The organism is Nocardia sp. NPDC058705, from assembly GCF_042749305.1.
Classification (GTDB): domain Bacteria; phylum Actinomycetota; class Actinomycetes; order Mycobacteriales; family Mycobacteriaceae; genus Nocardia.
In genome coordinates, this window is record NZ_JBHYRN010000001.1 from 683,435 (window position 1) to 703,266 (window position 19,832).

General features: G+C 67.0%; 18 protein-coding genes. 7 read left to right on the forward strand and 11 right to left on the reverse strand.

Annotated features, from left to right (window positions below):
- Positions 1 to 4 precede the first annotated feature (4 nt).
- Positions 5 to 1,423 carry a dihydropyrimidinase gene (gene hydA / locus ACFW6D_RS03035; RefSeq protein ID WP_379324165.1) on the reverse strand — a complete coding sequence of 473 codons (1,419 nt, stop codon included), beginning with the start codon at positions 1,421 to 1,423 and terminating at the stop codon, positions 5 to 7.
- Complete coding sequence (locus tag ACFW6D_RS03040; RefSeq protein ID WP_379324167.1) at positions 1,423 to 2,262, reverse strand: nitrilase-related carbon-nitrogen hydrolase; 840 nt, start codon at positions 2,260 to 2,262, stop codon at positions 1,423 to 1,425. The genes hydA and ACFW6D_RS03040 overlap by 1 nt, the downstream gene beginning before the upstream one ends.
- 123 nt (positions 2,263 to 2,385) lie before the next feature.
- On the opposite strand from ACFW6D_RS03040, the gene ACFW6D_RS03045 reads away from it, so the two are divergent.
- Entirely contained in the window at positions 2,386 to 3,780 is a 1,395-nt protein-coding gene (locus ACFW6D_RS03045) for a PLP-dependent aminotransferase family protein (RefSeq protein WP_379324169.1), read from the forward strand.
- Between the two features lie 19 nt (positions 3,781 to 3,799).
- Here the strand turns inward: ACFW6D_RS03045 and ACFW6D_RS03050 are convergent, their stop codons facing one another.
- The gene (locus ACFW6D_RS03050) at positions 3,800 to 5,302 is read right to left on the reverse strand and encodes an ArnT family glycosyltransferase (protein ID WP_379324171.1); all 1,503 of its coding nucleotides are present in this window, start codon (positions 5,300 to 5,302) and stop codon (positions 3,800 to 3,802) included.
- Positions 5,302 to 5,934 carry a TetR/AcrR family transcriptional regulator gene (locus ACFW6D_RS03055; RefSeq protein WP_379324173.1) on the reverse strand — a complete coding sequence of 211 codons (633 nt, stop codon included), beginning with the start codon at positions 5,932 to 5,934 and terminating at the stop codon, positions 5,302 to 5,304. The genes ACFW6D_RS03050 and ACFW6D_RS03055 overlap by 1 nt, the downstream gene beginning before the upstream one ends.
- A 233-nt stretch (positions 5,935 to 6,167) precedes the next feature.
- Between ACFW6D_RS03055 and ACFW6D_RS03060 the strand changes: the two genes are divergently transcribed.
- Both ACFW6D_RS03060 and ACFW6D_RS03065 read left to right on the forward strand, forming a co-directional pair.
- A complete protein-coding gene (locus ACFW6D_RS03060; RefSeq protein ID WP_379324175.1) occupies positions 6,168 to 7,292 on the forward strand; it encodes a methyltransferase in 1,125 nt (374 codons plus the stop codon).
- A 218-nt stretch (positions 7,293 to 7,510) separates the two neighbouring features.
- On the forward strand, positions 7,511 to 8,191 hold the full coding sequence (locus ACFW6D_RS03065; protein WP_379324177.1) for a peptidylprolyl isomerase: 681 nt from the start codon (positions 7,511 to 7,513) through the stop codon (positions 8,189 to 8,191).
- 308 nt (positions 8,192 to 8,499) lie between these two features.
- Here ACFW6D_RS03065 and arc read toward each other — a convergent pair whose 3' ends face one another.
- Entirely contained in the window at positions 8,500 to 10,260 is a 1,761-nt protein-coding gene (gene arc, locus ACFW6D_RS03070; RefSeq protein WP_379230583.1) for a proteasome ATPase, read from the reverse strand.
- A gap of 188 nt (positions 10,261 to 10,448) precedes the next feature.
- Between arc and ACFW6D_RS03075 the strand changes: the two genes are divergently transcribed.
- Both ACFW6D_RS03075 and ACFW6D_RS03080 read left to right on the forward strand, forming a co-directional pair.
- Positions 10,449 to 10,970: a hypothetical protein gene (locus ACFW6D_RS03075; RefSeq protein ID WP_379324179.1), complete on the forward strand. Its 522-nt coding sequence runs from the start codon at positions 10,449 to 10,451 to the stop codon at positions 10,968 to 10,970.
- Between the two features lie 184 nt (positions 10,971 to 11,154).
- Positions 11,155 to 12,435, forward strand: coding sequence for an acyltransferase family protein (locus ACFW6D_RS03080; protein WP_379324181.1), 1,281 nt, complete (start codon positions 11,155 to 11,157; stop codon positions 12,433 to 12,435).
- 48 nt (positions 12,436 to 12,483) lie between these two features.
- On the opposite strand, the gene ACFW6D_RS03085 is transcribed toward ACFW6D_RS03080, so the two are convergent.
- Positions 12,484 to 13,317, reverse strand: coding sequence for a tRNA (adenine-N1)-methyltransferase (locus tag ACFW6D_RS03085; protein ID WP_379324183.1), 834 nt, complete (start codon positions 13,315 to 13,317; stop codon positions 12,484 to 12,486).
- 239 nt (positions 13,318 to 13,556) lie between these two features.
- On the opposite strand from ACFW6D_RS03085, the gene ACFW6D_RS03090 reads away from it, so the two are divergent.
- On the forward strand, positions 13,557 to 14,480 hold the full coding sequence (locus ACFW6D_RS03090; RefSeq protein WP_379324185.1) for a RecB family exonuclease: 924 nt from the start codon (positions 13,557 to 13,559) through the stop codon (positions 14,478 to 14,480).
- 7 nt (positions 14,481 to 14,487) lie between these two features.
- On the opposite strand, the gene ACFW6D_RS03095 is transcribed toward ACFW6D_RS03090, so the two are convergent.
- A complete protein-coding gene (locus tag ACFW6D_RS03095) occupies positions 14,488 to 15,687 on the reverse strand; it encodes a cytochrome P450 (RefSeq protein ID WP_379324187.1) in 1,200 nt (399 codons plus the stop codon).
- A 93-nt stretch (positions 15,688 to 15,780) separates the two neighbouring features.
- Between ACFW6D_RS03095 and ACFW6D_RS03100 the strand changes: the two genes are divergently transcribed.
- Positions 15,781 to 16,674 carry a helix-turn-helix domain-containing protein gene (locus ACFW6D_RS03100; RefSeq protein WP_379324189.1) on the forward strand — a complete coding sequence of 298 codons (894 nt, stop codon included), beginning with the start codon at positions 15,781 to 15,783 and terminating at the stop codon, positions 16,672 to 16,674.
- Between the two features lie 48 nt (positions 16,675 to 16,722).
- Here ACFW6D_RS03100 and ACFW6D_RS03105 read toward each other — a convergent pair whose 3' ends face one another.
- The 4 genes from ACFW6D_RS03105 to ACFW6D_RS03120 all read right to left on the reverse strand — a co-directional run bounded on the left by ACFW6D_RS03105 (position 16,723) and on the right by ACFW6D_RS03120 (position 19,501).
- A complete protein-coding gene (locus tag ACFW6D_RS03105; RefSeq protein ID WP_379324191.1) occupies positions 16,723 to 17,850 on the reverse strand; it encodes a YeiH family protein in 1,128 nt (375 codons plus the stop codon).
- A complete protein-coding gene (locus ACFW6D_RS03110) occupies positions 17,850 to 17,984 on the reverse strand; it encodes a hypothetical protein (RefSeq protein ID WP_266290015.1) in 135 nt (44 codons plus the stop codon). Before ACFW6D_RS03110 ends, ACFW6D_RS03105 begins: the two co-directional genes overlap by 1 nt.
- 344 nt (positions 17,985 to 18,328) lie before the next feature.
- Positions 18,329 to 19,180, reverse strand: a complete 852-nt coding sequence (gene hisG, locus ACFW6D_RS03115; protein ID WP_379324193.1) for an ATP phosphoribosyltransferase — start codon at positions 19,178 to 19,180, stop codon at positions 18,329 to 18,331.
- Positions 19,181 to 19,237: 57 nt separating this feature from the next.
- Positions 19,238 to 19,501 carry a phosphoribosyl-ATP diphosphatase gene (locus ACFW6D_RS03120; protein WP_056809947.1) on the reverse strand — a complete coding sequence of 88 codons (264 nt, stop codon included), beginning with the start codon at positions 19,499 to 19,501 and terminating at the stop codon, positions 19,238 to 19,240.
- Positions 19,502 to 19,832 lie beyond the last annotated feature (331 nt).

The following is a 19,832-nucleotide window of genomic DNA, read 5'->3' on the forward strand; positions in this document are numbered from 1 at the left end:
GGTTCTACAGAAGGTTCTGGGACAGCCCGCGCCGGAGGAACCGGCCGTGCCCGGCGCGACCGTGATAGGCGCCTTTGTCGACGATCACCTTGCCGCGTGAGAGCACCGTGTCGACGTGTCCGTCGATCTCGAAGCCCTCCCACGAGGAGTGATCCATGTTCATGTGATGGGTCTTGCCGAGGCCGATGCTGGTGTGCCCGTTGGGGTCGTAGATCACCACGTCGGCATCGGCGCCCGGGCTGATCACGCCCTTGCGCGGGTACATGCCGAACATGCGCGCCGGGGTGGTGCAGCAGACCTCCACCCACCGCTCCAGGGAGATCCGCCCGTCCTTGACACCCTGGAACAGCAGATCCATCCGGTGTTCGACACCGCCGATCCCGTTGGGGATCTTGCTGAAATCGCCGAGACCGAGCTCTTTCTGGTCCTTCATGCAGAACGGGCAGTGATCGGTACTCACCGCGGTGACATCACCGGTCCGGATGAAGCGCCACAGCTCGTCCTGATGACCTTCGGCGCGTGATCGTAGCGGCGTCGAGCAGACCCACTTGGCGCCTTCGAAACCTGGTGCGCCCAACTGTTCTTCGAGTGAGAGGTACAGATACTGCGGGCAGGTTTCGGCGAAGACATTCTGCCCTTGGCCCCGCGCCGTCGCGATCTGTTCCATCGCCTGCTTGGCCGACACGTGCACCACATACAGCGGGGCACCGGTCAACTGCGCCAACATGATCGCGCGATGGGTGGCTTCCTCTTCCATCTGCCACGGCCGGCTCGTGCCGTGGAAGTACGGCGAGGAGTCACCGCGTGCGAGGGCTTGCTCAACCAAGACGTCGATGGCGATGCCGTTCTCCGCGTGCATCATCATCAGGGCGCCGAGGTCACCCGCGGACTGCATGGCGCGCAGGATCTGACCGTCGTCGGAATAGAAGACGCCCGGATAGGCCATGAACAGTTTGAAGCTGGTGACGCCCTCGTCGACGAGTTCGCTCATCCCCTTGAGGGATTCGTCGTTGACCTCGCCGATGATCTGATGGAACCCGTAGTCGATCGCGCACTGCCCGGCCGCCTTGGCGTGCCATTCGGCGAGGGTGTCCTGCACCCGTTGACCCGGCTTCTGCACCGCGAAGTCGACGATCGTGGTGGTGCCGCCCCAGGCCGCGGCCCGAGTCCCGGTTTCGAAGGTGTCGCTGGCCTCGGTGCCGCCGAACGGCAACTGCATGTGCGTGTGCCCGTCGACACCGCCGGGAATCACGTACTTGCCGGTCGCGTCGATCACCGTGTCGGCGTCGGCGGCCAGATCGGCGCCGAGTGCGGTCGAACCCGGTTGCAGGACAGCGACAATCGTCTCGTCGGAGATCAGCACGTCGAGGAGCTGGGACCCGGTGGCGCTCACCACCGTCCCGCCGTGGATGAAGGTGCGCATCAGGGGTTCACCAACGGTCCGTAGGCATCCGGGCGACGATCGCGATAGAAGGCCCATCTCTCCCGCACGGTTTTGATCAGATCCATATCAAGATCACGAACAACCAATTCCGGGGAGGTGTCCGAGGCTACCTCGCCGACGAATTTCCCCTCGGGGTCGACGAAATAGCTGGTGCCGTAGAAGTCGTCGTCGCCGTATTCGCTCTCGATACCGACCCGGTTGATCGCGCCGATGTAATACTCGTTGGCCACCGCCGAGGCGGGCTGCTCGAGCTTCCAGAGATAACTGGAAAGCCCCCTCGACGTCGCCGACGGATTGAACACGATTTCCGCGCCCGCCAGCCCGAGCGCTCGCCAGCCCTCCGGGAAATGGCGGTCGTAACAGATATAGACGCCCACCTTGCCGACGGCGGTATCGAAAACCGGCCAGCCCAGATTGCCCGGCCGGAAGTAGAACTTCTCCCAGAAACCGGCCACCTGCGGAATATGATGTTTGCGGTATTTACCCAGGTAGGAGCCGTCGGCGTCGATCACCGCCGCAGTGTTGTAGAGCAGCCCGTCCATCTCCCGCTCGTAGACCGGCAACACGATCACCATGTTCAACTCGGCGGCCAGCGCGGCGAACCGCTCGGTCGTCGGGCCGGGCACCGATTCGGCGTATTCGTAGAACTTGGTGTCCTGTAGCTGGCAGAAGTACGGGCCGTAGAACAACTCCTGGAAGCAGATCACCTGCGCGCCCTGCGCCGCCGCCTCCCGTGCGTAGTCCTCGTGAACCTTGATCATTGATTCTTTGTCGCCGGTCCAGGTGGTCTGGACGAGCGCCGCTCTAACGATTCCCATGCTTTGTTATACTGCACCTACAACTGATTCCGTTGTGTTACAAGAGTGCGGAAACAGTTTCGGTGCCGTAAACCTTGGCGGTGCACCCCGGATCGGCCGCGCACGACCCCGCAGAATGAGCCAATGACCGAAGCCTCGCCGACCGCACTGCCCGCGGACTTCGCCGGGGACCTCGACGAACGAACCGCCGCCGGGATCGCCGCCGCCATCGGCCGCCGCATCCGCTCCGGCGCACTCGCGCCCGGCACACGGCTGCCCACGGTGCGCGAGGTGGCCCGCGAACTCCGGGTCTCCCCCGCTACCGTCAGCCAGGCCTGGCGCGCACTGGCGGCGACCGGCGCGATCACCGCGCGCGGGCGGGCGGGCACCTTCGTCGAGGCGACACAGGAGGCACCGGTCGGCCGGTATCAGCGACTGCACTCCCACTCCGACAATGCTTTTCGCGTCGACCTGTCGCGCGGCACGCCCGATCCGGCTCTACTGCCCGACCTCGCTGCCGCGCTGCATGCTCTCTCGCGCGACACCGCGCCGGGCGATCTCTCGGCCCACTACCTCGGCGAAGCGGTCTTGCCCGAGCTCGCCGCGACACTGCGCGCGGACTGGCCGTGGCCGTGCGAACGGCTCACCGTCCTCGACGGCGCGCTCGACGCGGTGGATCGCCTCCTCGCCGCGCATGTGGGCTTCGGCGACCCGGTCATCGTCGAAGACCCGTGCTTCCCACCCTTCCTCGACCTGTTGGCCCGCCTCGGCGCCCGCCCGATCCCCGTGCCGCTCGACGAATCCGGTTTCCGCCCTGAGGAATTCGCCCGCGCCTTCGACGGACCCACACCGCGCGCGGTGATCCTGCAGCCCCGCGCCAACAACCCGACCGGCGCCTCCCTCGGTGCCGCCAGGGTCCGTGAGCTGGCCGCTGTGCTCGGCTCGCATCCGGCGCTGATCATCGAGGACGACCACTCCGCCGGCATCGCGACAGCGCCGCTGCGATCACTGGCCGCGCGCTTCCCCGATCGCGGGGTCTATATCCGCTCCTACTCCAAGTCGCACGGCGCCGATCTGCGGCTGGCCGTCGCGGGTGGGCCTGCGGCACTGCTGGATCCGGTGGTCGAACGCCGGATGCTCGGACCCGGCTGGTCCAGCCGACTCCTGCAGCGCATTCTGCTGACGATGCTCCACGATGACGGTGCCTGCGCCACCGTCGCGGGTGCGCGCCTCGAATACCGCAGGCGCGCCACTGTTCTGCGTCGCGCGCTCGCCCGCCACGATGTCGTCGTGGCGGCCGGTGACGGCATCAATCTCTGGCTCCCGGTCTCCGACGAGAACGCCGCCATGATCAGCCTCGCCGCCGCGGGCATCAAAGCCGCACCCGGCGGCCCCTTCGAAGCAGGCGACCAACCGCTCACCGACCACCTGCGTCTGACCCTCGGCGGCCTCGGCGACACCGACATCGCCTGGCTCGCCGCCGAACTCGCGGCCGCCGCCGCTGCCACCCCCACCTACCGACGCATCCGCCGAACCTGACCGGAGCCGCAGGTCCGCGCTACATTCGACGAAGGTCGGGCCAGAGCTGCGACCAGGGCCGGACCGGCTGTTCGCACCGCCAGATCGTCACATCGCGGGTGATCCCCTCGTACCCGAGTCGGGCGTCGGCGCGGCCGATCGGAGTCACAGATCCGAAGTGCTCACGCAACTCCTCGAGGTCCGCCCCGACATAGAGAACAGTGGTCGCCGAGTCCGGTGGCGTGCCGAGGTACCCGTACCCGCGGCTCGGGCTGTACACCGCAGGCCATCCGTACTGCTGCCGGTCGGTGTCGAGAGCGCCTGCCTGCCAATAGGATTCGGTCACTATCACCGCCCGGGAACGCTCGTCTGGTGTCATCTCCCGGTAGGCCAGATCGGTCGACGCGGCCAGCTCCGGCCAGCCGAACTTGCCGTGTAACAGCAGATCCACCCCACCGGTACTCGGCGCGATCGAGGACTCCGGCTGCCACGGCAGCGACCACGCCGCGAGCACGACCGACAGCCCGATCACCGGAATCGCGGCGATCCGCTGCCAGGCGACCCTCGCCTCGACCAGCCCGATCGCCCCGGCCGCCATCGCCACCGGATAGATGCCGACGACGTAGTACGGTCGCCCACCGGTCGCCACGAACGCGATGACGAGCAGCACCACCGTCAGACCGAAGGACCGGTAGGGCCGCAAGGACTCCGCGCGGAACAGCCGCACGGTCCCGTAGACCAGCAGGATCGCGCCGAGCAGCCCGGCCGCGAGCACCGCGACCGGCACGAAGCTCAACCGCCCACCGATCGCGTCCTGCTCCGCGCTGACCACCGCACCCATCTCGAGCTGCGGCCACCCGTTCGCGGCCTGCCACAGCAGACTGGGCACCATCGACACCGCGGTGATCGCCGCACCGATCCACAACGCGGGCCTGCGCAACAGATCGCGAGGCCCGTAGACGAGCACGGCGATCCCGACGCAGATCCAGAAGAACGGGATCAGCCATTTGACCTGCATGTCGATCGCGGTGACGATCCCCGCCCAGATCAGCAGCACATCGGAGCGGGTCCGAACCCAGCGCACGAGCAGCCAGGTGATCAGCACCCAGAGCGGCGCGTCGATGGCGTTGGTCGAGAGCTGACTGCCCTGCACGAACAGAAACGGCGACGTCGCGTAGGCGGTCGCAGTGATCAGCTGCGCACTCCGCTTGCCGCCGATTTCCCGCGCGATCGCGGCAGCCAGAACAATGCCCGCAGCCGTGACCAGCAGGGCCGGAATACGCAGCGCCACCAGCGAACCCGGTGCGATCGAATCCATGAGCCAGGCGATCAGCGGCAGCAGCGGCCCCTGATCGGCATAACTGACCGAGAGGTGATGGTCGCCTGCCGCGCGGAAATACAGCTCGTCACCGAAGAACCCGTACTGCCCGAGCACGGCGAACAACGCGATCGAGGCCACCAGTGCGATCGCGCCGACGCCCACTGTCGCGAACGGCGGAACCTCCCGTGCCACAACCGGTTCCGCGGTCTCAGCGGTAGTCATCAGTCGTCCTTTCTGATCACCGCGTCGTACATCCGGATCAGATGCGAGCGGTACCTGCCCATATCGAAATCGGGTTCGCGCACCGCCCGGCCCGCGACACCGTCGATCGAGTCCCGGATCAGACGCGCGACCACGGTTGGGTCGAAGTCTCCGAACTCGCCCGTCCGCTGCCCCTCCGACAGCACCGAGACCAGCGGCGCGATCATCTCCCGATCACCGTCGGGGGTGTCGAAGCGCAGGGTGCCGTCCGGCCCACGCAGGTTCAGCACGATGTCGCCGACGGCGGCGACGTAACTGCGGTTGTCGTCGATGAATTGCAGATTCGACGCCAGGTAGGCGTGCAGGCAGGCGCGGTGACCATCGGCGATCGCCGCGTCCACGATCGGCCCCATGTACTCGGCGCCGGAGACGATCAGCTGGATCACGACCTGCGACATCAGCTCGTCCTTGCCGTCGAAGTGGTAGGAGATCACCCCCTTCGAGATGCCGGCGTGCTCGGCGATCCGCGCCAGGGAGGCGTTGGCGTAGCCGACCTCCGAGATCACCTCGACCGTGGACGCGATGATCTGCCGCCGACGCGCCTCCTCGATGAACGACCGCTGTTGTCCATCTGGATTATTTTCTGGCCGCATGGTCAGATTTTAGCACGGGCGGCCTGGAACGGCGCCCTAGATGACGTCAGCCTGGGCCGATACGGCAGACTGAGGAATCCAACTCTCGGAAAGGCAGCAGTGGTGACGCTCGGCACGGCCCTCGGCGACGCAGTAGCGCGCACACCGACGCAGTAGCGACCGAGTCGATCTCGGCGTCGTCGCGGCGTCGCGCACTCGAGTCACCAGCACCGTCGATCCCCCGGGAGCAGCCCGTGTCCACCATCGCCTGGACCGAAGACCACGATCAGCACACCGCCGCCTGGCATTCGGAGAACGGCGCGCCGGCCCCGCGCACCGTCACCATCGCCGACGACAGTCTTTCGGCCGATCACGCCTACCGCCGGATCAAGGCGGGCGAGGCGCTGCTGTGGCGGGGCGATTACAACAACGGTCGCCAGTTGCTGTCGGCGCTGGGTCGCCGCGCCGACAAGGTACGCACGAAGCAGCCGGCCGCAAAAGCCGGTCTCGGCGCGCTCTACGAACACGAGCGGACCAAACGGCGTACGCGCGCAAGCATTCTCGGCAGCCTGCTGATCGAGCTCGACGCGAACAACGAGCTCGATCTGCGGCGCGCACCCGATGTCCGGGCGGCGTGCGAGGCGGCCTACGGTCGGGCGAACGGGTCACGGGTGGTCGCGTTCACCGAGCTGCTCGGGGTGCTGAGCGCCTACCGATGGCAGGAGCAGGGCGTCGAGGTGCCCGCGCTCGGTGCCCGGGTGTACCCCGGCTATGGCGTATTCTCGCCCACCCGAAGCGAATACGTCGATCTCGTCGCCGATGCGCCACTCGACCCCGAAATTCGCACCGCGTTCGATCTCGGCACCGGCACCGGCGTGCTGGCCGCGCTGCTCGCCAAGCGCGGGGTTCCGGAAATCGTTGCGACCGACATCAATCCGCGAGCCCTGCGCTGCGCGAAGGACAATGCCGAACGCCTCGGCTACTCTCGGACGATCGCGGTGACCGGGCCCGCGCTGTATCCCCCCGGCCGCGCCGATCTCGTGGTGTGCAACCCACCGTGGCTGCCCGGCGTGCCCACCTCGGACCTGGAACGTGGTGTCTACGACCAGGATCAGTCGATGCTCACCGAGTTCGCCCGCGACCTGCGCGCCCACCTCACCCCCCACGGTGAAGGCTGGCTGGTGCTGTCCGACCTCGCCGAACTGCTCGGCCTTCGCCCCGCCGACGGCATCGCGCGCCTGCTCGACGACGCGGGCCTGCGCGTCCTCGGCAAACTCACCACGCGCCCGCGCCACCCCCGAGCCACCGACCGCGACGACCCCCTCGCCGCCGCCCGCACGGCGGAGACAACCACGCTCTGGCGGCTGCGGACACGCTAGCCCCCGTCGAGCACGCACCGCGCAGACCGCACGGCTACGCCCACCTCACTGAGCTGCCAGCATGCCCGCCGTCGACCGTCTCGAATGCCCCTGATTCTGTGTCGATCACACGACGAGCGCCCTCGATCCGGTGGTCTGTCCCCACGCGAGCCGGTGCGGCTGGCAGGATGCGCGGTACATCGTCCGGCAGCACCCGCTTTCGAGGAGATCTCGCCAAGGTGACCAGCATTTCGCCCGACCGCCCCTTCATTCGCGCACTCGCCTGCGTCGGCATCGCCGCGGCCGCCCTGGTGGTACTCGCCCCCGCCGCGCAGACCGTGCCGAAGCAGCAGGCGGTGATCCCCGGCTGCGCACCCGCCGCGGCGGGTCAGCCCAACGGCAAGCAGTGGCCCACCGAACCGGCGCTCACCATCGACACCGCCGCGAGCCACACCGCCACCCTCGAAACCACCTGCGGCACAGTCACGATCGCCCTCGATGCCGCCGCGGCCCCGCGCACGGTGAACTCGTTTGCCTTCCTGGCGAGCGAGGGCTACTTCGACCACACCCGCTGCCACCGGCTCACCACCCAGGGCATCTTCGTGCTCCAGTGCGGCGACCCCACCGCGACCGGCACGGGCGGCCCCGGTTACAAGTTCACCGACGAGAACCTGGCAGGCGCGGTCTACCCGGCGGGCACCGTCGCGATGGCCAACGCCGGCCCCGGCACCAACGGCAGCCAGTTCTTCCTGGTCTACCGCGACACCCAGTTGCCGCCGAACTACACACCCTTCGGCACCATCACCGAGGGCATGGACGCGCTGACCAACGTCGCCAACGCGGGCGTGGCGGGCGGTGGCGCCGACGGCGCACCCGTGGCGGACGTGGTCTTCAACGCCGTCACCACCACACAGAGCTGATCAAAACAGGGGCTGATCAACAGACGCGGGCCGCGTCTCCCCGGTGGGAGACGCGGCCCGCGTCGGATTGCTGGATCAGCCTGCGCTGATCGAGCTGAACAGGTTCTGGATGGTCTGCAGGATGATGTCGCTCAGCAAATCAGCGGCGGAACCGGCCATGTCAACGCTCCTCGTAAGTCCTCATCAGGTGAAACGAACAAGTGAAGCGTGCCTTATTCACTTGTTGCCGCGCAGCGTTTTCGCTGAAAAATACTGAACAGAATCACAAAGGCCGCGCCCCACCGGGACGCGGCCTTCGTAGATCGTGCCTACAGGTACTGACCCGTGTTGGACTCGGTGTCGATCGCCCGGCTGGCCGAGGCGTTCTTGCCGGTGACGAGCGTGCGGATGTAGACGATCCGCTCGCCCTTCTTGCCCGAGATCCGGGCCCAGTCATCGGGATTGGTGGTGTTGGGCAGGTCCTCGTTCTCGGCGAACTCGTCGACGATCGAGTCGAACAGGTGCTGGATCCGCAGACCCGGGTTACCCGTGTCGAGCACCGACTTGATCGCGTACTTCTTCGCCCGGTCGACGATGTTCTGGATCATCGCGCCGGAGTTGAAGTCCTTGAAATACAGGACTTCCTTGTCGCCGTTGGCGTAGGTGACCTCGAGGAACCGGTTGTCGTCGCTCTCGGCGTACATCCGCTCGACGACCTTCTCGATCATCGCCTCGACGCAGGCCTGCTTGTCGCCGTCGAACTCGCGCAGATCGCTCTCGTGCAGCGGCAGCGTCTCGGTGAGGTACTTCGAGAAGATGTCCTGCGCCGATTCCGCGTCGGGGCGCTCGATCTTGATCTTCACATCGAGCCGGCCGGGCCGCAGGATCGCGGGGTCGATCATGTCCTCGCGGTTGGACGCACCGATCACGATGACGTTCTCGAGCCCTTCCACACCGTCGATCTCCGAAAGCAGCTGCGGCACAACGGTGGTCTCCACATCGGAGGAGACACCGGAACCGCGGGTGCGGAAGATCGAGTCCATCTCGTCGAAGAACACGATCACCGGAGTTCCCTCGGACGCCTTCTCGCGCGCCCGCTGGAAAATGATCCGAATGTGGCGCTCGGTCTCGCCGACGAACTTGTTGAGCAGCTCGGGGCCCTTGATGTTGAGGAAGAACGACTTGGCTTCCTTGGCATCCTGCCCACGCGACTCGGCGATCTTCTTGGCGAGGGAGTTGGCCACCGCCTTGGCGATCAGCGTCTTACCGCAGCCGGGCGGACCGTAGAGCAGCACACCCTTGGGCGGGCGAAGCGCGTACTCGCGGAACAGATCCTTGTGCAGGAACGGCAGTTCCACCGCGTCACGGATCTGCTCGATCTGGCGACCGAGACCACCGATGTCGGTGTAGTCGACGTCGGGAACCTCTTCCAGCACAAGGTCTTCGACCTCTGCCTTGGGCACCCGCTCGAACGCGAAACCCGCCTTGGTGTCGACCAGCAGCGAATCACCGGGCCGCAGTTTGCGAATCGGCACATCGGGGTCTGTCATGTCGTCGACTTCGGCGATCTTGGACAGTGGACCCGACAGCCAGACCACGCGCTCTTCGTCGGCGTGGCCCACCACGAGGGCGCGCCTGCCGTCGTCGAGAATCTCACGCAGCGTGCCGATTTCGCCGATGGCGTCGAAATTTCCGGCCTCGACGACGGTGAGCGCCTCGTTGAGGCGCACGGTCTGACCGTATTCCAGTGCGTCGGCGTCGATATTGGGCGAGCAGGTGAGGCGCATCTTGCGTCCGGAGGTGAAGACGTCGACCGTCTGATCCTCGTAGACGCCGATGACGATGCCGTATCCGCTCGGCGGCTGACCCAGGCGATCGACTTCCTCGCGCAACGCGATCAGCTGCTGGCGCGCTTCTTTGAGCGTGTCCATCAACTTGCCGTTGCGGATGGTCAGCGAATCGATCCTGGCTTCCAATTCGCGTGCGCGATCCGGCGAATCGGCGAGTTGCCTGCGAAGAGCAGCCGACTCGGCGCGAACCGCCTCGAGCTCTCGCCAGGCCGCCGAATCCGAATTCTCGTTGGGGCTCATGATGCTGCTCCTCCCAGTCCCGGTCTATCAACGCTACCGGGCGCGGTCCGTTCTCGCTTTCCGACATGGTTTCGTCGTGATCACATCTTGTACGGTCGGTACGACATCAACCACACATTTACACCTGTTAGGCTCCCCTAACAGCCCGTACGGGGCACTCGCCCATCGAGTCGAAAGGTTTGCTGAGCATGCACCTTCCTCCCCGCACGATCCATTTCACCGTCGCCGCCGCGGCGCTGGCCGTCACCGTCGGACTGACCGGCTGCGGCTCCGACGATTCCTCGACGAATGCCACCACGAGCAGTACCAGTATCGCGGCCGCTCCGTCCAGCGATTCGGCAACTCCGGCGCCTTCCGGTGACAACGCCGCCGCCCCCACCGCCGATTCCCTGAAGGCGACGCTGACGAAGTTCGCCGATCCGGGAGTATCCACCGACGAGAAGGCGAAACTGATCGTCGGCGGCGACGCGCACAAGTCCAACATCGATCAGATGAACGGCATGCTCGGTGGCTACACCCTGACTTTCGCCGTCGACAACGTCGCGACCAGCGATGGCAAGGCCACCGCGGACGTGACGATCACCTCCCCGCACGGCACCGCGCCCTCGTTCCCGATGACCTGGGAGCAGGAAGACGGCACCTGGAAGATGTCGAACACCAGCGGCTGCCTGCTGCTCGGCTTCGCCCAAGCTCCCTGCACGCCCGCCTGATCGATCGGGTTCACCTGAACGGTCCGCGAGTACCACCGGGGCCGTGTAGTCGCTCCACGCGGCACGGAGCCCACCAAGATCACCACTGCAGAACCCCGGTGCCCGTGACGCTCGAGTAGTTCCACCCGGCGACCGGGTAGTTCCGCGGTGGGTGCGCGCGGCGAATTCTGCGATTCTCTGTGCCATGAGTGTTGTTCCCAGTGTCGCGGTGGTCGCCGCGAACACCCCGGCCGATCGTGACCGGTTCCTGGATCTGCTGCGCATTTCCTCGCTGGTGGTCGTTGTCGCGGGCCACTGTTTGATGCTGACCGTGACGGTGTCGGACACCGAGGTGCACTTCGGCAATGTGCTCGCCGACCTGCCGGTGCTGCAGCCGCTCACCTGGGCGCTGCAGGTGCTGCCGCTGTTCTTCTTCGCGGGTGTGGCCGCCGGGGCGCGGGGCATCGGTCCTGGAACATCGTGGGGCGCTTGGCTTTTCCGGCGCACACAGCGTCTGGTGCGACCGCTGGGATATTTTCTGGTGGCATCGGCGGTGCTGGTTGCGGTGGCTCAGGAGCTGCTGGCGCCCGGCTGGCATCGGCCGCTGGCGGTGACAAGTGTTCAGCTGCTGTGGTTTCTCGGGGTGTACCTGGTCGTGCTGGCGTGTGCGCCCGCGCTAGCCGCGGTTGTCACCACCGGTCGCCGGATGTTCGTCGCGATCGGCGCGCTCGTCGGGCTGACGGCGGTGATCGATGCCGTGCGGTTCGCCGGTGCTCCGGCCGAGGTCGGGTACGTGAACTTTCTGGTGTGGTTGATTTCCGCGGTTCTCGGTGTCGGATACCTGCGCGGGCTGCTGTCGCGTCGGGTCGCCGGTGCGCTCGCGGCTGCCGCGTTCGTTGTCGACATCGCGCTCGTCGTCTTCGGCCCGTACGAGGTCAGCCTGGTGACGGTGCCCGGCCAGCGTCTGTCCAATCTGGCACCGCCGTCGCTGCTGCTGGCCGGGCACGCGGTGGTGGTGTGCTGTGCCGCCATCGCCGCGGCACCGTGGCTGCGTGGCATCGCCGCACGTCCGAGGGTGTGGTGGGCGACGGTCATCGGCAATACCGGCGCCATGACGCTGTACCTGTGGCATATGCCCGCGCTGCTCACCGTGCTCGTACTCAGCCACCTCGCCGGCATCAACCGTTCCAACCCGGGGCAGCCCGGATTCTGGCTGCTCACGGCCGCACAACTCATCGTGACGACGGCTGTGACCGCGGGGTTGTTCCTCGCCCTGCGGGGATTGGAGAACACTCCGGTGCGATGGTGGGACGACGCGGTCCGGCAGGTGCGCGGTGTCCGGTCGGCCGCCGTGGTCGTAGCCGTGAGCGCGGTCGGCTGCGCACTACTGCAGGCCGTACGGTTCGGGCTCACCCCGGACGGCTGGTTCTGGTTCGCCTGCGCGGCCGCCGGCTTGCTGACGGCCCGCCTGCTCACCCGCCCGTAACCCGGCGGATCCGCCGGGTTACGGGCTCGACGCTCAGCCCTTCGACGCTCAGCCCTTCGACGGACGCCGCTGCGGCTTGGGCGTGACGGTGCCCTCGGCCAGGCGCCGTGCGCTCACCAGGAACGCGGTGTGGCCCTGCATCCGATGTTCGGGCCGCACGGCCAGACCGACGACGTGCCAGCCGCGCACCATCGACTCCCACGAGCGCGGTTCGGTCCAGCATTCCTGCTCGCGCAGCGCCTCGACCACCTTCGACAGCTGGGTGACGGTGGCGACATAGACCACCAGCACACCGCCGGGCACCAGCGCCTTCGACACCGCGGGCAGCGCGTCCCACGGTGCGAGCATGTCGAGCACGACCCGGTCGACCGGCTCGCCCTCGTACTGGGCCACATCGGCGATGGTGATCGACCAGTTCGGCGGGCGTTCACCGAAGAACGTCTCCACATTGCGGACGGCGTGCTCGGCGTGGTCGTCGCGGATCTCGTAGGAGATCACCTCGCCCTCGGGCCCGACCGCGCGCAGCAGCGAACAGGTCAGCGCCCCCGAACCGGCCCCGGCTTCCAGCACACGGGCACCGGGGAACACGTCACCCTCGTGCACGATCTGGGCAGCGTCCTTGGGGTAGATGACGGCGGCGCCGCGCGGCATCGACAGCACGTAGTCGGTGAGCAACGGGCGAAGGGCCAGATACGGGGTCCCGTTCACCGACTTCGCCACGGTGCCCTCGTCCTTGCCGATGAGGTCGTCGTGCTTGATGCCACCGCGATGGGTATGGAATTCCTTACCCTCCTCCAGCACCACCGTGAAGAGGCGACCTTTGCCATCGGTCAGCTGCACGCGGTCCCCGATCGCGAACGGTCCCGTTCGTCTGGCCGTCAATGTATCTCCGTTCTCCGTTGGAGTAACCAGCCTGCCAGGTCCGACGACCCCGCCCCGAACAGGGTGGGAGCTACTTCGCGGCAGCCGGAACCCGCTGCTGCTCACGTGCCGACGCGTGGGTCTCGTCCTGGAACATGTGCGCGGCGTGATCCTGGCAGTCCCGGCCCATATCCCTCGAATCCACCGCTCCCAGGCCTGGGTCGGCGATTGGTGTCGGTGGCTGCCGTTAACCTCCGACTATGTCAGCGCCACTGTCCGTACCCACGACCGATGAGACCGCCGACGTACCGGTCGTGAACGCCGCCGATGCGCCGGTGCACCGGTCGCGTCCGGCGTTGTCGCCTTCGCGGGCAAGCGATTTCAAGCAGTGTCCGTTGAAGTACCGGTTGCGGGCGATCGATCGGGTGCCGGAACCGCCGTCGCGGGCCGCGGTGCGCGGGACCGTCGTGCACGCGGTCCTGGAGGACCTTTTCGGGTTGCCCGCGGACGAGCGGCAGCCGGAGCGGGCGGCGGACCTGATACCGGGCGCGTGGGACCGGGTGCGGGCCGATCGGGACGGCCTCGACGAGCTCGTCGCCGACGGCGGGCCGCAAGCCCTGTTCGACGAGGTGCGCAAGCTGGTCGCGAGCTACTACGAACTCGAGGACCCGCGCCGGTTCGAGCCGCACGCGCTGGAGGAACGGGTCGAGGTCGACCTCGACGGCGACATTCCGCTGCGCGGTTTCGTCGACCGGATCGACGTGGCGCCGAACGGTCTGCTGCGCGTGGTCGACTACAAAACCGGTCGCTCACCCGGTCCGATGCACGAAGCGCGCGCCCTGTTCCAGCTCAAGTTCTACGCCCTGATGATCCTGCGCACCCGCGACATCGTCCCGGCCCAACTGCGCCTGATCTATCTCGCCGACAAGAACATCCTCACCTACACTCCCGACCGCGACGAACTGGACCGCTTCCAGCGCATTCTCACCGCTCTCTGGCAAGCCATCATCGACGCGGGCAAGACCGGTGACTTCCCGCCGACCCGCAACTCGATGTGCAAGTTCTGCGATTTCCAAGCCCTGTGCCCGGAGTACGGCGGCACTCCCCCGCCCTACCCCGGCTGGCCCGTCCAAGCCCCGGTCCCGGTCGACCTGGCGGCGGATCGGCTCCCGGAAGACGTGTGACGCCGAGTCAATCCCATTCGACGCGTAGGGCATTCGGGCCACGCAGCGCGGTGCCCACCTGACTGGTGATCGTAGGGTCGGCGCCGTCGGCCAGCCGGAGCCCGGGCAGTCGCTGGACCAGCGCGATCAGCCCGGTGCGCAGTTCGGCCAAGGCCAGCCAGCTACCGAGGCAGCTGTGCGGGCCCTGCCCGAACGACAGCATCGTGGTGACGCGGCGGGTGATGTCGAACCGGTGTGGCGCAGGATATCTCGCGGGATCACGGTGGGCGGCGTTGATGGCGAAGATCACCGGGGTCATGGCGGGGATGTCGAGGCCCTGCCACTGGGTAGCGACGGGACAGGCGCGTGGGAGCAGCCCCACCGGCGGTTCCCAGCGCAGGCCCTCCCAGATCGCCCACTGCGCTTGCTCGGCCGGATCCGCGGCCACGGCGGCTAGCTGATCGGGGTGAGTCAGCAACGCCGACACCGTGTTTCCCAGCGCGAGCATGGTGGTGTCGGCACCGGCCGGGAACAGCAGGCGCAGAAACGCGAGCACTTGGTCGTCGGACAGCGTTTCCCCGTCGACCGATTCGGTGACGAGTTTCGAGAGCATATCGTCGCCGGGTTCGCGGCGACGCGCGGCGATGATCGGCACCACATACTCGGCGAACTCTCGCGAAGCACGGTGGGCGGCAGACGGATCCAGTGGGAAATAGAACAGGTCGTGGGCCCAGCGCAGCACGGTTGCCTCGTCCCGCACCGGGAGGCCGAGCAGCCTGCTGATGACGAGAGCCGGGTAGCGCGTGGTGAATTCGGCGACCAGGTCCACGCTGCCCTCCCCCACGAATCTGTCGATCAATTCGTGCGCGATCGGCTCGAGCAGCGGTTCGATCCACCCGGTGACCAGGCTGCGCCGAAACGGCGGCGAGACGATCGCCCGATTGACGCGATGTTCGTCGCCGGTCATGCACTGCAGCGTCCGCCCGAGCACCGGTTCGGTGGTGAGCGAGTACACCGCCGAGGCGGGAAAGGTCTGCTCGTCCTTGAACGCGGCCGACACCAGCTCGTGGGTCAGCAGCAGCACCGCCCGCACCCCGGCGAACGGCACCACCGCATACGGTTTGCGTTCGCGCAGGTCGGCGAGCAGGTGATGCAGGTCGGGAGTGTCCTGGAAGGCGAAATCGATATCGGTGACATCGAGTTGCTCCAGAATCGACGGCGTCGTCATAGGATCCTCCGGACACGAATATTCGTGTCAGCTATACGAGTTTTCGGCATGCAGACCGTAGGTGAGGGTGCCGGGAAGAACAAGAGGCATTCCATGACCGCGTCCCCGCCCACCGATCGGGTCGTCTCGATCGTCGAGCTCCTCGCCACCGAGGCACCGATGAACGCCGCGGCCATCGCCGACACACTGACCCTCAGCCGGTCCACGGTCGGCGCGATCCTCGCAGCCCTGCAGTCCCGCAACTGGGTCCAGCGTTCCCACGACCTGACCTACCGCCTCGGCCCCGCCTTTCCCCACCACCGCACCCTGTCGGCGCAACCGGACGCACTACCGCCCGGCGCCGAGGACGAGCTTCGATCGCTCGCCCACCGAGTCGGTTGTGGCGCCGCCTTGGCCGCGGTGACCGCGACGTCGATGACCTTCGTCGCCATCGAGGCCAACCACCGAACACCCACCGGCAGCGGCATCCCGACAGGCGTCCAGGTCGGCACCCGACTCCCCCTCCGCGCCCCGGCTGCCGCGGCCGTCATCGCCTTCTCCCCACCGGACCAGCAACGCGCCTGGCTCGACACCGCCGACCCCACCCAACGGCGCGAACTGGCCACCGCCCTCACCGAAATCCAGGCCACCGGCCTCGCTGTCTGGGGCATAGATCCCGACGACCTCGGCACCCTCGACGTCCTCGCCGAAGTGGCGGGTCACCTGGCCCACTCGCCGACGACCGGCCCGCTGCGCCGCCGTGTCCTCGGTCTCCTCGCCGGCCTCAGCGGCTACCCCCACACCAGCGCCGACCTGGCCGAAGACCGCCCACTACCGATCGCCTACCTAGCGGCCCCCGTCTTCGACGCCGACCACACCCCACGCTGGGAGATCCAGATCGGCCCGCTGCACCCCGCGGTCTCACTCACCAACCGCTACCGCTACCGCACCGAACTCCTCACCTCCGCGAGCAGACTCAGCGCGAACCGAGGTCAGAGACCGGCGTAATCGCCCACAACGTGCCCGATCGGGCGATTACGCCGGGCAACCGCCGACTCACACGGCGAAGTCGCGGAACAGCAGCACCGAAAGCCCCAGGCCGACAGCCAGGTTCACCACCACGGCCGACCCGAAGACCGCGATCGGTCGCCATCCCGCCTCGCGCAGCCCGCGCAGCGAGAACTCCAGGCCGATGGAGACGAACGCCAGGATCAGGAACCAGGTGCGCAGGTCGTTGATGATCGCGATGTGCGCGGCACCGGTCTTCTTGTCCACCGACTGCAGATACAGCGTGCCGATGATCGAGGCGGCGATGAACCCGAGCACGAATTTCGGGAACCTGGCCCAGAATTCGCCGATGCTCGGCCGCGCGGCCCCCTCGGTGCGATCCACCCGGAAGGCGAACCAGGCGGTCAGGGCGATCGCCACGACACCGATGAGCGCGTTCTGCGTGGTCTTGACGATCGTCGCGATCTGCAACGACTCCTCCCCCGCCAGCGCACCGGCGGCAGCCACCGCCGCCGTGGTGTCGATATTGCCCCCGATCCACGCACCGGCCACCGCATCGGAGAGCCCGAAAACGTCAGCGAGCCAAGGTAACAGGAAGATCGACGGCAATGCGAAGATGATCACCAGCGACGCCGCGTAGGCGATCTGCTCGCGCCGCGCCTGCACCGCCCCCGCCGCCGCGATGGCCGCACTCACCCCACAGATCGACACCGCCGACGACAACAGCGCCCGCAACTTGTCGTCGAGCCCGAGCACCCCACCGAACCACCAGGTGAACCCGAAAACGATGGTGATCAACGCCAACGCCTGCACGATCGACGGCGCGGCGGCGGTCACCAGAATCTTCAGATTGATCGAAGCCCCGAGCAGCACCACCCCCGTCTTGATGAAGAACTCGGTCCGAAACCCCGCCGAAAGCCGTTCCCGCAGACCGACCTTGCCCAACACCACATTGCCGATCAACCCGATCGCGATCGCATACACCGGATACTCGACCGACTTCGCCACCCGCTTCAACGGAGTGTCCGCCGCCCACTGCGGCACGTGAGTATCGAAGAACCGCGTCAGCGCCCCGAGCACCAGCACGAGCGCGACACCCGCCACGATGTCGAGCGCCGTCGGCCGCGGATTCGCTTGCAGCGCGGCGGTTTCCGTCGTAGTTCCGGCCTCGACCATCACGGCACCAGCCAATCGGGAATCGCCCCGACCAGAACCAGCCCGATCAGGACGAGCCCGACAACAGTGGCCAGCCAGTCTTCGTTCCAGCTGAATGCGCTACCCGGCCGCGGCTCGGGTTGTGTCTGCGACACGATGACTCCTTGCGTTCCTCTTGAAGAGAAACGCAAGGTAGCAACGCGATCGTGGGAGCACACCGATTGAACTCACCCTGAATTGATCGGTGCGGTCGCGAGGAACTCCCGTGCGGAAACTACTGCAGGCGGCGTTCCTCTTCTTCTTCCAGGCGGCGGCGCTCTTCTTCGCGCTCCACCTGCTCCTTCTCGATCTTCTCTTCGTGCTCGTTCTTGTTCGACATGTCCGCTCCAATCAGAGATTGTCCGGATCTATCCGAGTTCAGCCTACCGGGGGCGGGTCGCTGACAGACACGACGAAAAAGGCGGGCCCGAGGTGGGCCCGCCCGTCACGTGCGAAAGATTCAGAAGGCTCGGCAGGAGCGGATGTCGGTGGCGAGGATGGCCTTGGCGCCGAGGTCGGCGAGGCGGTCCATCAGTTCGTTGCCCTGCTTGCGGGGGACGAGGGCGCGCACGGCGACCCAGTCGGGGTCGGTGAGCGGGGAGACGGTCGGCGATTCGAGGCCGGGGGTGATGGCGACTGCCTGGTCGAACAGCGACTTGGGGCAGTCGTAGTCGAGCATCAGGTACTGCTGGGCGAACACCACACCCTGCACGCGGGCGATGAGCTGGTTGCGGGTGCGGTTGTCGGGGGCAGAGCCCGCTTGTTCGATCAGCACCGCCTCGGAGTCACACAGCGAGTCACCGAAGGCGACCAGGTTGTGCTGGCGCAGGGTGCGGCCCGAGCCGACGACATCGGCGATGACATCGGCGACGCCGAGCTGGATCGAGATCTCGACCGCGCCGTCGAGGCGGATCACCTCGGCCTCCACCCCGAAGCGGGCCAGGTCGGTGCGCACCAGATTCGGGAAGGACGTCGCGATGCGCTTACCGGCGAGGTCCTGCACCTTCCAGTCCTGGCCGGCGGGGGCCGCGTAGCGGAAGGTGGAGCCACCGAAGCCGAGCGAGAGGCGCTCACTGACCGGTGAACCCGAATCCAGCGCGAGGTCACGGCCGGTGATGCCGAGGTCCAGCTCGCCGGAACCGACGTAGATGGCGATGTCCTTGGGACGCAAGAAGAAGAATTCGACCTGGTTGGCGGGGTCGAGAACGGTGAGGTCGCGGGAGTCGGTGCGTTTGCGGTAGCCGGCCTCGCTCAGGATGGCGGCGGCGGACTCGGACAGTGCGCCCTTGTTCGGAACTGCGACACGCAACATGAGGATGGGAACCTTTCAGGAGAAGTGGAGGAGGTGTCGATCTGGACGGATCAGCCGTCACAGATGTCGGTACACGTCCTCGAGCTTCAACCCACGACCCAGCATCATCACCTGGACCCAGTACAGCAGCTGGGAGATCTCCTCGGCGAGCGCCTCGTCGCTTTCGTGCTCGGCGGCCAGCCAGATCTCACCGGCTTCTTCCAGGACCTTCTTACCCTGGAAATGAACGCCTGCGTCCAACGCGGCCACGGTGCCAGAGCCCTCGGGACGGGTCTGTGCACGCTCGGTCAGCTCGGCGAACAGGGATTCGAAGTTCTTCACGATGGATGATTCTTTCACACCCCCGCCACCCCAATTCCAACCCCGCACACAGCACACCCCAGACTCGCCATGACCGCACCCCCAACCCCGCACACAGCACACCCCCGATCCGCCATGACCGCACTCCCAACCCCGCACACAGCACACCCCCGATCCGCCATGACCGCACTCCCAGCCCCGCACACAGCACACCCCTGATCCGCCATGACCGCACTCCCAGCCACCACCTGCGACCCATAGGGAGCAGCGGCCACGCAGTGGCCGGTCGCGGCCGGGTCGCCGGTTAGCCGCCGTTGCGAAGCGGCGCAGCCGCCAGCAACGGTGGGGAAAC